Origin of the sequence: Brachybacterium sp. J144 (genome assembly GCF_036321705.1) — a bacterium.
Lineage (GTDB): Bacteria > Actinomycetota > Actinomycetes > Actinomycetales > Dermabacteraceae > Brachybacterium.
Window position 1 is genome coordinate 49,140 of sequence record NZ_JAZDCG010000026.1, and the last position, 12,653, is coordinate 61,792.

The following is a 12,653-nucleotide window of genomic DNA, read 5'->3' on the forward strand; positions in this document are numbered from 1 at the left end:
ATGACCCAGCAGTCCCTGCACGGCGCCGGCCCCGGCGACGACGACGCCAGCGGCGAGGAGACCCTCGCCGGCGGACAGACCTTCGCCTCCGCCCAGGCGGCCGACGACCTCCTCGACGAGATCGACGCCGTTCTCGACCAGAACGCCGAGACCTTCGTGCGCTCCTTCGTCCAGAAGGGCGGCCAGTGACCCGATGAAGCGCCGCGTGGGAGGACTGGAGACCGAGTTCGGCCTGGTGTGCGTGCGGGCCGACGGCACCCGCGCGCTCGAGCCCGAGGCCGCGGCCCGCGAGCTGTTCGCCCCGGTCGTCGCCATGGGGCGCTCCTCGAACGTGTTCCTGCGCAATGCGGCTCGGCTGTACCTCGACGTCGGCTCGCACCCCGAGTTCGCGACCGCCGAATGCGATGACTGGTGGGAGCTGGTCGCCCAGGACCGGGCCGGGGAGCGGATCCTCGCGGACCTCGTCACCAGCGCGAACGAGCGCCTCGCCGCCTCGGGTGAGGACGCCCGCATCCACCTGCTGAAGAACAACGTCGACTCCGCCGGCAACGCCTTCGGCTCGCACGAGAACTATCTCGTGGATCGCCGCGGGGAGTTCACCCGCCTGCCCCGTTACCTCCTGCCCTTCCTGGTCACCCGCCAGATCGTGACGGGCGCGGGCGGGATCGTCCTCGACCGCGCGGAGGACGCCGCCCCCGACGCCCCCGGTCGGGCGCGCTTCGTCTTCTCCCGGCGCAGCGACCACATGTGGGAGGCCGTCTCCTCGGCCACCACCCGCACCCGGCCGATCATCAACACCCGCGACGAGCCGCACGGCGACCCCACCCGCTTCCGGCGCCTGCACGTGATCGTCGGCGACTCGACGATGAGCGAGGTCTCGACCCACCTCCGTTTCGCGACCACCGACCTCGTGCTGCGTGCGATCGAGTCGGGCCGCGCCCTGCCCGAGCTCGCCCTCGCCGACGACATCGCGGCGATCCGCACCGTCTCCCGCGACCTCACCGGCCGCGATCCGCTGCCGCTGACCGGCGGCGGCACCACGACCGCCCTCGAGGTGCAGCAGCGCTGGCTCGACCACGTCGCCGACCTCGCCGACGAGCCCGAGCAGGAGGTGCTGGAGACCTGGCAGAAGGCCCTGGACGCCGTCGCGACGGGCGACCGCTCCTGGGCCGCGCTGCACCTCGACTGGGCGATCAAGGAGCGCCTCGTCGAGCAGGTGGCCGCGCGCCGCGGAGTGGGGCTCGAGGATCCCGCGATCGAGCGCCTCGACCTCGCCTACCACGACATCGACCCGGGGACCGGGCTGTTCTCCCGGCTGCGCGCCCGGGGCCTCGCCCCGTCGGTGCTCCCCGAGGAGCGCATCGAGGAGGCGGGCACCACCGCCCCGGCGACGACCCGGGCCCACCTGCGCGGCCAGGTGGTCACGGCCGCCCAGGCGGCGGGCGTCGACCACGTCGTGGACTGGACCAGCTTCCGCCTCACCCGTCCCGGTGCCATGCCCGTGCAGGTCCTGGACCCGTTCACCACCTCCCATGAAGGGGTCGACGCCCTGCTGGCCGAGATCCGCGCGCTCGGCGCGCCGTCGTCCGACGCCCCGCCCGCCTGAGCCCCGCCCCAGGCACCAGCCCGTACCCTGGTCCCCGTGCCCCGCGAAGGGGCGACCCCCGTGAAAGGCCCCCCGTGATCCGTCGTCGCACGATCCTGACCACCGCCCTCGCCGCGAGCGCCGCCCTCGGGCTGGCCGCCTGTTCCGAGGACGGATCCGACCCCGAGGCGACCTCCGCCGCCGCGGCGCTGGCCGGGGTCACGATCAGCGAGGACCTCGAGACGGAGCCGATCGTCGAGTTCACGGCGCCGCTGGACATCTCCGCCCCCGACTCGAAGGTCGTCGTCGCGGGGGACGGCGAGACCATCGCCGAGGGCGACCTGATCAGCTGGCGCAGCCTCTATGTCGACGCCTCCACGGGAGAGGTGCTGCAGTCCTCGTGGCAGGGCGCCCCCGCCGAGGTCATCGCCGTGACCTCCGACGGCATCGGAGCGGCAGCCTTCGCCTTCCTCACCACCGTCACCGTCGGCTCGCGCATCGCCATGGCCGGCTGGCAGCAGTCCACGAGCGGCCAGGCCTACTCCCTGATCCAGGTCGCCGACATCGACCGGATCATCCCGGGGCGCGCCGAGGGCGAGGCCGTCGCCCCCTCCGGCGACTTCCCCGCGGTGACCCTCGCCGAGAACGGCGCGCCCTCGCTGGCCGCCGCCCCGGAGGGCGAGCCGCCTACGGAGACGACCCTCGAGATGCTGATCCGCGGCACGGGCGAGCCCACCGCCGCCGGCGACTCGCTGACGATGATGTACACCGGCTGGAGCTGGGACAGCGGGGAGCAGTTCGACTCCTCCTGGGATCGCGGCGCCCCCTTCACCTTCGTGCAGGGTCAGGGCAAGGTCATCGCCGGCTGGGACGAGCACCTGCTCGACATCCCGGTCGGCAGCCAGGTCATGCTCGTGATCCCGCCCGTCGACGGCTACGGCGAGGAGCCCTCGGACTCCAACCCCCTCGGAGGGCAGACCCTGCTCTTCGTCATCGATGTCCTGAACGCCCAGCCCGCGGCGTCCTGAGACACCCACCGGACCCCCACCCCACAGGAGGAACCATGGACCGCAGCAAGCCCGAGATCGACCACCCCGAGGGCTCCGCGCCCACCGAGCTGGTCTCGACCGACGAGATCCTCGGCGACGGCGAGGAGGCCGGCCGCGGCGACGTCGTCGACGTGCACTACGTCGGCGTCTCCCACTCCACCGGCGAGCAGTTCGACGCCTCCTGGGACCGCGGCGAGCCGCTGCGCTTCCAGCTCGGCGTCGGCCAGGTCATCGCCGGCTGGGACCAGGGCGTCCAGGGCATGAAGGTCGGCGGCCGCCGTCGCCTCGACATCCCCAGCCACCTCGCCTACGGCGAGCACGGCGCGCCGCCCGTGATCGCCCCCGGCGAGTCGCTCATCTTCGTGTGTGACCTGGTGGCGGTGCACAAGCGCTGACCGGATCCGCCGGCACGGCGGGGGAGCGGGAGCGGCCGGGAGACCAGGCCAGCCTCTTCGCGGCCCCCGCCGTCGCCGTTCCCGCCCGCACGGACCCGGGCCGCCCCGATGCGGCCCGGGCCGGTGGTCTGCGCACCACCGCGGGGTTCGCGGTGGCGGACGAGCTCCCGGTCGCGAGCGTCCGCCTGATCGGGGTGCTGCCGCACCTGGACCGTCCCTTCGAGTACGCGGTCACCCCGGAGACCGCCGCGGCGGGGCCCGGGATGCGGGTGCGGGTGCGCTTCTCCGGCAAGGACACCGAGGGCATCGTCCTCGAGCGCCGCGCCGAGCCCTCGACCGATCGGGCCCTCGCCCCGCTCGTCCGCCTCGTCTCCGAGGACGTGGTGGTGCCGCCGGAGATGATGCGCGTCTGCGAGGAGGTCGCCGCCCGCAGCGCGGGCACCGTCGGCGATGTGCTCCGCCTCGCCCTGCCACCCCGCCACGCCCGCGCCGAGAAGGCCGACCGTGCCGCCGCGGAGGCGGAGTCCGCCCCGGAGGCGGACAGCGCCGCGGAGGAGGGCACCGTCGAGGAGGCGGAGTCCGGCCCGACCGCGGAGGAGACGGGCGAGGAGATCCCGCAGTCGGCGCCGTCGGCTGCGTCGGCTGCGCCGGCGGGGAGATCCGGCGACCGCTATCCGGGCCTCGCCGCGCTCCTCGCCCGCGCGGGTCGGCCCGACGGACCCGTCCCGCGCGCGACCCTCACCCTCGACCCCGTCGACGCCTGGACCCAGGTGGCGGCGGAGGCCCTGGCCGCCCTCGACCCCGCCCAGGGGGCGCTCGTCGTCGCCCCCGACCAGCGAGACGTGCGACGCCTCTCCCGGGTGCTCACCGAGCGCGGCATCGAGCACGAGGTCCTCGCCGGCACCGAGGGGCCCGAGAAGCGGTACCGCACCTTCCGACGCATCCTCCGCGGCGCGACCCGCATCGTGCTCGGCAACCGCTCGGCCGCCTTCGCGCCGGTGCGGGATCTGGCGCTCGTGATCTGCTGGGACGAGGCCGACGACCTGCTCGAGGAGCCCCGCGCCCCCTACCCGCACACCCGGACCGTGCTGCAGTGCCGCTCCGCCGAGGAGCGCTGCGCCCTGCTCTTCCTCGGCGCGAGCGAGTCGGTGACGCTGCGCTCCCTCGTGGATGTCGGATATCTCGCCCGCCTCGAGCCCGTCCCCGCCCCGGTGAACGCGGTGCGGCCCCGGATCGTGGCGATGGACCAGTACCTCCGGGACCGCGAGGGCCCCTCGGGACGCTCGCGGCTGCCGCAGGAGGCGATGCGGGTGATCCGCCGCGGTCTCGAGCGCGGCCCGGTGCTGGTGCAGGTGCCGCGCACCGGCTACGTGCCCGCGATCGCCTGCACCTTCTGCGGCACCCGCGCCCAGTGCCCCACCTGCAGCGCGCCGCTGTCCGTGACCGGGCGCCACGGCGCCCTGCACTGCCGGGTCTGCGGTCGCCGCGAGGACGCCTACCGCTGCCCGGAATGCGATCGCACGCACGTGCGGGCCGCCGTGGTGGGCAGCACCCGCACCGCCGAGGAACTCTCCCGCGCCTTCCCGCAGGCGAGCCTGCGCGTGGCCGGTGGAGCCCAGGGACCGCTCGAGGACGACGCCGTGCCCGAGGACGCGATCGTCGTCTCCACCCCCGGCGCGGAGCCCGCGCCAGCGGGAGGCTACGCGGCCGCCCTGCTGCTCGACGTCGATGCGGCGCTGGGCCGGGCGGCCTTCGACGCCGACGTCGAGGCGGTGCGCCGCTGGCAGGGCGCGATCGCCCTCGTGCGCAGCGCCGACGACGGGGGAGAGGTGCTCGTGGTCGGCACCTCGACGCTGCCCGCGGTGCGCCATCTGGTCGCCCACCGTTCCGCCGTCTTCCCGGACCGGGTGCTCGCCGACCGCCGCGAGCTGGGCCTGCCCCCCTTCCGCCGCATCGCGGAGGTGGTCGGGGACCGGCAGGCCTGCCGCGAGTTCCTCGAGGCCGCGGACCTGCCCGAGGGCACCGAGGTCTTCGGCCCCACGGACCTCGAGGGGCCCGACGCCGCAGGACGCGCCCGGGCGGTGCTGCGCCTGCCGCCGTCCCGCTCCCGCGAGCTCGCCGATGCCCTGCGCACCGCCGTCGCCGCCCGCTCCGCCCGCAAGGCGCGCGGCAGCCTGCGCGTGCGGCTGGATCCGCCCGACGTGTTCTGAGCCGCAGCGGCCGGGGCGCGGAGCCGCTGGTCCGCAGGTGATCGCGCGGCCTGGACGTAGACTCGGCCCATCATGCGATTGCTCTTCGCCGGAACCCCCGAGGCCGCCCTGCCCTCCCTGCGCACCCTGCTCGACTCGGACCACGAGGTGGTGGGCGTGCTCACCCGTGCCGACGCCCCCGCCGGCCGCGGTCGCCGGCTCGCGCCGAGCCCCGTCAAGGCCCTCGCCCTCGACGCCGGCGTGCCCGTGCTGACCCCCGCCACGCTTCGCGACGAGGCCGTGCAGCAGCAGCTGCGGGAGCTGGCGCCCGACGCCGCCCCCGTCGTCGCCTACGGCAACCTCGTGCCCCGCGCCGCGCTCGACATCCCCCGCCACGGCTGGGTCAACCTCCACTTCTCCCTCCTGCCGGCATGGCGCGGCGCCGCCCCCGCGCAGCGTGCCGTGCTCGCCGGTCAGCAGGAGACCGGAATGAGCGTGTTCCGCCTCGAGGAGGGCCTGGACACGGGAGATGTGATCACCACCGCGAGCACCTCGATCGGCGCCTTCGAGACCTCCGGGGAGCTGTTGGACCGGATGGCGCAGGACGGCGCCGCCCTGCTGCTCGAGGCCCTCGACGCCCTCGCCGCGGGCACCGCGACCTTCGCCCCGCAGGACCACGCCGCCGCGACCCACGCGCCGAAGCTCAGCCCCGCCGAGGCCCGCGTGGACTGGACCCGCTCCGCCGACGAGGTCTCCGCCCACGTGCGCGGCATGAGCCCGCAGCCCGGGGCCTGGACGCTCCTCGACGGCGCCCGCACCAAGATCCTCGGGGTCGAGGCGGTCCAGCCCGCCTCCCTCGACGCGCTCGGAGCCGCCCTGGCACCGGGCGAGATCGGCACCACCAAGCGGCAGCTCCTCGTGGGTACCGGCACCGAGACGGTCGCGATCTCGACGCTCGCACCGGCGGGACGGAAGGCGATGCGCGCCGCCGATTGGGCGCGCGGCGCGGGGCTCGCCCCCGGCGCCCGCTTCGAGGACGAGCAGGACGGAGAGCAGGCATGAGCGAGCAGCGGGGCGGCGGCCGACGCGAGGACCACGGCCGGCGGGACGACCGTCGCCGCGAGGACCGTCGGAGGGACGGCGGGGGAGACCGTCGGCCCCGTGACGCGCAGGGCCGCGAGCGCTCCGGCAGCCGCGGCGATGGCGGGCCGCGCCGCGGCTGGTCCGCGTCCCGCCCGTCCGAGCGGGGCCGGCGCAGCACGCCATCGCGCCAGGTCGCCTTCGAGGGGCTGCGCCTCATCCGCGAGGAGGACGCCTACGCGAACCTCGTGCTGCCGCGCCTCCTCCGCAGCAACCGCGTGAGCGGGCGCGACGCCGCCTTCACCACCGAGCTCTTCTACGGCTCGCTGCGCGCCCAGGGGCGTCTCGACGCCGTGCTCGCCGCGTGTGTGGACCGGCCGCTGGCTGACGTCGAGCCGGCGCTGCTGGACGTGCTCCGCCTCGGCGCTTACCAACTGCTCGACATGAGCGTCGCACCCCACGCTGCGACGAGCGAGACCGTGGCCCTCGCCCGCTCCGAGGTCGGCGCGGGCGGCGCGAGCTTCGTCAACGCGGTGCTGCGCCGGGTCGGGGAGAAGGACCTGCCCACGTGGATCGCGCAGGTCGCGCCGGATCGCGAGAAGGACCCCGCCGGGCACCTCGCCGTCGTCCACTCGCACCCGCGCTGGGTGGTGCGCGCACTGCAGGACGCCCTCGCCGGGCACGGCCGCTCCCGCGACGAGATCGACGCCCTGCTCGCCGCGCAGAACGAGGCCCCCGCGGTGTCCCTCGTGATGCGGCCGGGCCTCACCGATCTCGACGAGCTGATCGACCACGGCGCGAGCCAGGGCCGGTACTCGGTCTTCTCCGCCGCCTGGCCCTCGGGCGATCCCGGCGGCATTGACCTGGTGCGCGAAGGCCGCGTCGCGGTCCAGGACGAGGGCAGCCAGCTCGCGGCCCTCGCCCTCGCCCTCGGCGCGGACGACCTGGTCCGCGCCGACGACGCCCACTGGCTCGATCTGTGCGCCGGTCCCGGAGGCAAGGCAGCCCTGCTCGGCGGGCTGACCGTCGACCACGACGCGGACCTCCTCGCCGTCGAGCTGCAGCCCCACCGCACCGAGCTCGTCGACCGCGCCGTCGCGAGCCTGCGGGACGCCGGCTGCGAGATCGAGACCCGCACCGCGGACGGCACCACCATCGGCGCGGAGCTGCCGGGTCGCTTCTCCCGCATCCTCGCGGACGTCCCCTGCTCAGGGCTCGGAGCGTTGCGTCGCAGGCCCGAGGCACGCTGGCGCCGCAGCCCCTCCGACATCGCCACCCTGGGGAGGGTGCAGCGGGACCTGCTCCGCTCCGCGCTCGACGCCGCGGCCCCCGGCGGCGTCGTCGCCTACGTGACCTGTTCCCCGCACCTCGCCGAGACCCGCCTCGTCGTCGCCGATGTGCTCAAGGAGCGGCCGGAGGTCGAGCAGCTCGACGCCCGGCCAGCCGTGCGCGCCGGCGTGCTGCCCGGCCGCCGGGACGAGATCGAGCTCGGCGACGGCCCCTCGGTCCAGCTGTGGCCGCACGTGCACGGGACCGACGCCATGTACATCGCGCTGCTGCGCACCCCCGCCGACCCCTCCGTGGAAGGATCCGAGTCCCGATGAACGCTGCCTACTCAACCGATGGCCAGTACATCCACCCCAGCATCCTCAACGCCGACTTCCTCGCCCTCGGCGCCGAGCTGGAGAAGATCGGCACCGCCGACAGCGTGCACGTGGACGTCATGGACAACCACTTCGTGCCCAACCTGACCTTCGGCGCGAGCATGGTCGAGCAGATCGTGCGGCGGTCGGCGATCCCGGTGGACGCGCACCTGATGATCGAGGACGCCGACCGGGAAGCGCCCGTCTTCGCCGAGGCCGGCGCCTCCTCGGTCACCTTCCACCTCGAGGCGGCCGCCGCCCCGATCCGCCTGGCGCGCGAGCTGCGGCGCAAGAACGCCCAGGTGGGCGTGGCCCTGCGGCCGGCCACCCCGGTCGAGCCGCTGCTCGACGTGATCGGCGAGTTCGACATGCTGCTGATCATGACCGTGGAGCCCGGTTTCGGCGGTCAGTCCTTCCTCGAGACCATGCTCCCCAAGATCCGCCGCGCCCGCCGGGCGATCAGCGCCGCGAACCTCGAGGTCTCGATCCAGGTCGACGGGGGCGTCTCCCGGGAGACGATCGAGCGCTGCGCCGCGGCCGGGGCGAACGTCTTCGTCGCCGGCTCCGCGATCTACCGCGCGCAGAACGCGGCCGACGAGATCTCGGCGCTGCGGGAGCTGGCCTCGGCCCACCGCGCCCACTGAGCGGACGGCCGCGGAGGATCCTCCGGTCACAGGGCGTGCCGTGCCGCGCGCTGCGGGGGTATCCTGTGCCGGTCACACGAAGTGACGTGCTCCGGGGTCGGTGAAAGTCCGAGCCGGCGGTGACAGTCCGCGACCCGCATCCCTGCGGTGGAGCCGGTGGAATTCCGGCACCGACAGTACAGCCTGGATGAGAGGCGCACGTCCTGCAGGTCCTCGGACGCACCCCCGCGGTGCTCGCCGAGGCCTGCTGGATCCCTTTTTCCCCCGGAGCCACTGCATCCGACGGGAGAAAGGACCCTCATGGATCTTCTGCAGTGGCTCTTCCACGCCCGACTCGAATTCGGGAACGGTCAGTTCCTCCTCTGGCGCGAGGTGCTCGGCAACGTCTTCGGACTGCTCAGCGCGCTCGGCGGCATGCGACGTAAGGTCTGGGCCTGGCCCGTGGGCATCGTCGGCAACCTGCTGCTGCTCACCGTGTTCCTCGGCTCGCTCTTCGGCGAGGCCGACCACGTGAACCTCCTCGGGCAGGCCGGCCGCCAGATCATGTTCATCGCCACCAGCATCTACGGCTGGGTCCGCTGGCGGCAGGCCCGCAACGAGGGCGGCACCGCCGTCGAGCCCGAATGGGCCTCGTGGGGCACGCGCGCCCTGCTGGTCGTCGCGATGGTGGGCGGCACCGCCCTGCTCACCCCGCTCTTCCGCGCGCTCGGCTCCTACGAGCCGGTGTGGGCGGACGCCTGGATCTTCATGGGATCGCTCCTCGCGACCTACGGCATGGCCAAGGGCTGGGTCGAGTTCTGGCTGATCTGGGTCGCCGTCGACGTGGTCGGCGTGCCGCTCCTGATCAGCGCCGGGTACTGGGCGAGCGCCTTCATGTACATCTTCTACGGCTGCTTCACGGCCATCGGCTTCGTCGTCTGGTGGCGTGTGCGCAGCCGACGGGTCGCCGGGGAGGGCGGGGCGGTCTCCGTGGAGACCGCGCATCTCGATCCCACGGTGCACCGGGACTGAACAGTCCTCCGTCCCTCTCCCGACGGGCGGTCCGCTGGACGGGCCGCCCGTCGGCGCATCCTCCCCGGACGCGTACCCTGACCGGGTGAACGATTCCGACATGCAGACCGCCGACGGCGCCCCGAAGGACTTCGAGGGCCTGTACGCGGAGCTCCTCGAGAAGGCCCGCACCCGACCGGAGGGCTCCGGCACCGTCCGCGAGCTCGACGCGGGCGTCCATCAGATCGGCAAGAAGATCGTCGAGGAGGCGGCCGAGGTCTGGATGGCCTGCGAGCACGAGACCGACGAGGACGCCGCCCTCGAGATCAGCCAGCTGCTCTACCACCTGCAGGTGATGATGGTGGCCAAGGGCATCTCCCTGCAGGACGTGTACCGCCACCTCTGAGCGCCCGCAGCGCTCGACTCGACCCGCCGAGCGCGCCCAGCGCGCCCCGCCCCACCCCGACCCGTCGGCCGCCCCGCGGCCAGGAGGATCCATGCTCCGCATCGCCGTCCCCAACAAGGGCGCCCTCTCCGAGCCCGCCGCCGAGCTGCTGCAGGAGGCGGGCTACCGCCGCCGCGGCATGTCCAAGGAGCTCGTGGTCGTCGACCGCGAGAACAACGTCGAGTTCTTCTACCTGCGACCGCGAGACATCGCCGTGTACGTCGGCTCCGGCACGGTCGACGTGGGCATCACCGGGCAGGACATGCTGCTCGATTCCCGCACCCCGGCCGCCGAGATCCTCGCCCTCGGCTTCGCCCGGTCGACCTTCCGCTTCGCGGCCCCGATCGGCGCCGAGCTGGACGTGCCCGAGCTGGCCGGCGCCCGCATCGCCACCAGCTACGAGAACCTCGTCGAGGACCACCTCGCCGAGCGCGGCGTGACCGCCCGGGTGGTCCACCTGGACGGTGCGGTCGAGTCCTCGATCCGCCTCGGCGTCGCCGACGTGATCGCCGACGTGGTGGAGACCGGCACGACCCTGCGCCAAGCGGGGCTGGAGCCGTTCGGCGAACCGATCATGACCAGCGAGGCCGTCCTCTTCTCGCGCCCCGGCATGGAGCTGGAGGACGAGGCCGCCCGCTCCCTCGAGGTGCTCGAGCGACGTCTTCGGGGCGTGCTCGTCGCCCGCGAGTACGTGATGCTCGACTACGACGTGCCGACCTCGCTGCTCGAGCGCGCCGTCGAGATCACCCCCGGCCTGCAGTCGCCGACGGTCTCGCCGCTGCACGGCGGAGAATGGTCGGCCGTGCGCGCCATGGTCGACAGCCGGTCCGCACACCGCATGATGGACGAGCTCTACGACGCCGGCGCCCGCGCCATCCTGGTCACCGCGATCCAGGCCTGCCGGATCTGAGACCGGGCATGCCGGGACGACGGGGCCTCCGCCGAGCCGAGGCGGCGCGATGACGCCGACCGGGGGAGCGGACCCCTCGACCGGGGGAGCGGACGCCCTGCACGACCCTCCGATCGTGATGCGTCCGCGGGCGGTGCGGGTCGCCGCCTATCTCTCCGGCGGCATCGTGCTCGTCGGGATGATCGCGGGGGCGATCCTCCTGCAATCCTTCGAGCCGGCCGGTCGGGCCGGGCTCGTGGCGCTGGGCGTGGCCGCCCTCGCCTTCTGCCACCTCGAGGCTCGCGTGCGCCTGATCGCGGGGCCGCACAGCCTCGTGATCCAGAACGTCTTCTCGCGGCGCGAGCTGAGCTGGCCGGAGATCCTCGACGTCAGCTTCCCGATGGGGGACCCCTGGGCGCACGTGAACCTGTGGGACGGCACCACCCATCCGCTCCAGGCGCTGCAGCGCTACGACGGACCGCGCGCCGTGGCCGCCGCGCACCGGCTGCGCGAGCTGATCCGGGAGCGCGGGGAGGCCGTCGACCCGGCCGACGGCGCCTGACCGGGTCCCGCGTCGGGGCGCTCCGCCGCAGCGGTCAGGAGCGCGGGGGCAGCAGCTCGGCGGCCCGGCGTCCGGCGAGCGCGGCATAGAGGAAGGACTCCGGGTCCTCCGCGAGGGTCCTGCCCATGGTCGACAGGCGCACGGGCATCTCCTCGAGCGCATCGCGCAGGCCGCGCGCGTCGACACCGACGATCCGATGAGCGTCGCCGCGGGACATCGAAGGCGCAAGGATCGACGTCTCCACCTGTTCCCGCACAGACGCATGAAAAGCGTTGTAGCGAACGTCGTTCGGGGGGAGCACGGGAAGGTCCACCGGAACCAGGGTCGCGCGGCCGTAGGCCGTCGAGGAGTGATGGGACAGGCCCCGGTGCCGCTCCCGGGGGTCCGCGCTCGAGACGCGCAGGCTCGCGACGGGCGTCCCGCCGAGCACGGCCGTCGCGTGCAGCGCCTCCGCGGCCTGCACGCCGGAGTAGCCCCAGCCGGTCCCGGTGCCGAGGTTCCCGGGACCCTGGATCGCGATCGCCACGTCGGCTCCGAGGACGTGCCGTGCGCCGAGCAGCGCGGAGTGCACCGTGACCGCCTCGAGGTCCCCGCCGAAGGACTGACCCGCGCTGATCACCCCGGCCAGCAGGCCCGTTTCCCGCAGTCGGGCGGCGGTGCGGGAGAAGGCCGCGGGGAGGGCCGCGGCATCGGTGTGGACGTAGGCGATGCGGGCCGAGCGTCGGGTCGCCCGCACGCCGGCGACGATCGCGGGCAGGGCCGAGTGGAGGTCCGCGACGACGACCGGCATCCCCTCGAGGGAGTCGGCGTCGCGCACGGTCGCATAGTGCTCGCCGTCGGGGTCGTCGATCGCATCGACCATGGTCTGCATCGGGGTGTACCGGGCCTTGACCAGATGGCCCGTGGTCTCCTCCGCGTCCGGCAGCACGTCGGGGCGGGCGATCACCAGGGCTTCCCCGCCCGTGCCGAGCTCGCGGCGCAGCGCATTGGTGTTCAGCAGGACCCGCTCCCCGCGCGCCGGGGCCCCGGTGAGCTCGGTGTACGCGAGGGCCGGGACCTGTCCGGTCCCGTCGTCCAGCGCGATCAGCATCCGTGCGACGCCCGGCCACCCCGGGCGCTCCTCGACGACGGTCCCTCGTTCCCAACGCAGCATGGGCACCAGCGTAGGCGGGAGGGAGCGGG

General features: G+C 74.2%; 13 protein-coding genes and 1 riboswitch. Of the genes, 12 read left to right on the forward strand and 1 reads right to left on the reverse strand.

What is annotated here, in order from left to right:
• From V1260_RS09955 to V1260_RS10010, 12 genes are all read left to right on the forward strand, one after another.
• Nucleotides 1-189, forward strand: a complete 189-nt coding sequence (locus V1260_RS09955) for a ubiquitin-like protein Pup (protein ID WP_329746659.1) — start codon at nucleotides 1-3, stop codon at nucleotides 187-189.
• Between the two features lie 4 nt (nucleotides 190-193).
• Nucleotides 194-1,606, forward strand: a complete 1,413-nt coding sequence (gene pafA / locus V1260_RS09960; protein ID WP_329746660.1) for a Pup--protein ligase — start codon at nucleotides 194-196, stop codon at nucleotides 1,604-1,606.
• A 74-nt stretch (nucleotides 1,607-1,680) separates the two neighbouring features.
• Nucleotides 1,681-2,613: an FKBP-type peptidyl-prolyl cis-trans isomerase gene (locus tag V1260_RS09965; protein ID WP_329746661.1), complete on the forward strand. Its 933-nt coding sequence runs from the start codon at nucleotides 1,681-1,683 to the stop codon at nucleotides 2,611-2,613.
• Between the two features lie 35 nt (nucleotides 2,614-2,648).
• Complete coding sequence (locus V1260_RS09970; RefSeq protein WP_329746662.1) at nucleotides 2,649-3,029, forward strand: FKBP-type peptidyl-prolyl cis-trans isomerase; 381 nt, start codon at nucleotides 2,649-2,651, stop codon at nucleotides 3,027-3,029.
• Nucleotides 3,030-3,181: 152 nt separating this feature from the next.
• Complete coding sequence (locus V1260_RS09975; protein WP_329746663.1) at nucleotides 3,182-5,239, forward strand: primosomal protein N'; 2,058 nt, start codon at nucleotides 3,182-3,184, stop codon at nucleotides 5,237-5,239.
• Nucleotides 5,240-5,311: 72 nt separating this feature from the next.
• Nucleotides 5,312-6,280 (forward strand): methionyl-tRNA formyltransferase, encoded by a 969-nt coding sequence (fmt, locus tag V1260_RS09980; RefSeq protein ID WP_329746664.1) that lies wholly within the window; start codon nucleotides 5,312-5,314, stop codon nucleotides 6,278-6,280.
• Nucleotides 6,277-7,902 carry an RsmB/NOP family class I SAM-dependent RNA methyltransferase gene (locus tag V1260_RS09985; protein ID WP_329746665.1) on the forward strand — a complete coding sequence of 542 codons (1,626 nt, stop codon included), beginning with the start codon at nucleotides 6,277-6,279 and terminating at the stop codon, nucleotides 7,900-7,902. Before fmt ends, V1260_RS09985 begins: the two co-directional genes overlap by 4 nt.
• A complete protein-coding gene (rpe, locus tag V1260_RS09990; RefSeq protein ID WP_329746666.1) occupies nucleotides 7,899-8,585 on the forward strand; it encodes a ribulose-phosphate 3-epimerase in 687 nt (228 codons plus the stop codon). Before V1260_RS09985 ends, rpe begins: the two co-directional genes overlap by 4 nt.
• 83 nt (nucleotides 8,586-8,668) lie before the next feature.
• Nucleotides 8,669-8,788: riboswitch (FMN riboswitch) on the forward strand.
• A gap of 97 nt (nucleotides 8,789-8,885) precedes the next feature.
• Complete coding sequence (gene pnuC, locus V1260_RS09995) at nucleotides 8,886-9,596, forward strand: nicotinamide riboside transporter PnuC (RefSeq protein WP_329746667.1); 711 nt, start codon at nucleotides 8,886-8,888, stop codon at nucleotides 9,594-9,596.
• A gap of 100 nt (nucleotides 9,597-9,696) precedes the next feature.
• Nucleotides 9,697-9,981: a phosphoribosyl-ATP diphosphatase gene (locus tag V1260_RS10000; RefSeq protein ID WP_329746716.1), complete on the forward strand. Its 285-nt coding sequence runs from the start codon at nucleotides 9,697-9,699 to the stop codon at nucleotides 9,979-9,981.
• A gap of 91 nt (nucleotides 9,982-10,072) precedes the next feature.
• A complete protein-coding gene (gene hisG, locus V1260_RS10005) occupies nucleotides 10,073-10,930 on the forward strand; it encodes an ATP phosphoribosyltransferase (RefSeq protein WP_329746668.1) in 858 nt (285 codons plus the stop codon).
• A 49-nt stretch (nucleotides 10,931-10,979) separates the two neighbouring features.
• Entirely contained in the window at nucleotides 10,980-11,471 is a 492-nt protein-coding gene (locus V1260_RS10010) for a PH domain-containing protein (protein WP_329746669.1), read from the forward strand.
• Between the two features lie 34 nt (nucleotides 11,472-11,505).
• Here V1260_RS10010 and V1260_RS10015 read toward each other — a convergent pair whose 3' ends face one another.
• Nucleotides 11,506-12,624, reverse strand: coding sequence for a DUF3866 family protein (locus V1260_RS10015; protein ID WP_329746670.1), 1,119 nt, complete (start codon nucleotides 12,622-12,624; stop codon nucleotides 11,506-11,508).
• Nucleotides 12,625-12,653: the final 29 nt, after the last annotated feature.

Bases quoted from the DNA above. Each gene is read 5' to 3' on its own strand.
- V1260_RS10010 (WP_329746669.1), top strand. From the start codon at position 10,980: ATGACGCCGACCGGGGGAGCGGACCCCTCGACCGGGGGAGCGGACGCC.
- V1260_RS10000 (WP_329746716.1), top strand. From the start codon at position 9,697: ATGCAGACCGCCGACGGCGCCCCGAAGGACTTCGAGGGCCTGTACGCG.
- pnuC (WP_329746667.1), top strand. From the start codon at position 8,886: ATGGATCTTCTGCAGTGGCTCTTCCACGCCCGACTCGAATTCGGGAAC.
- hisG (WP_329746668.1), top strand. From the start codon at position 10,073: ATGCTCCGCATCGCCGTCCCCAACAAGGGCGCCCTCTCCGAGCCCGCC.
- pafA (WP_329746660.1), top strand. From the start codon at position 194: ATGAAGCGCCGCGTGGGAGGACTGGAGACCGAGTTCGGCCTGGTGTGC.
- V1260_RS10015 (WP_329746670.1), bottom strand. From the start codon at position 12,624: ATGCTGCGTTGGGAACGAGGGACCGTCGTCGAGGAGCGCCCGGGGTGG.
- V1260_RS09985 (WP_329746665.1), top strand. From the start codon at position 6,277: ATGAGCGAGCAGCGGGGCGGCGGCCGACGCGAGGACCACGGCCGGCGG.
- V1260_RS09955 (WP_329746659.1), top strand. From the start codon at position 1: ATGACCCAGCAGTCCCTGCACGGCGCCGGCCCCGGCGACGACGACGCC.
- fmt (WP_329746664.1), top strand. From the start codon at position 5,312: ATGCGATTGCTCTTCGCCGGAACCCCCGAGGCCGCCCTGCCCTCCCTG.
- V1260_RS09970 (WP_329746662.1), top strand. From the start codon at position 2,649: ATGGACCGCAGCAAGCCCGAGATCGACCACCCCGAGGGCTCCGCGCCC.
- rpe (WP_329746666.1), top strand. From the start codon at position 7,899: ATGAACGCTGCCTACTCAACCGATGGCCAGTACATCCACCCCAGCATC.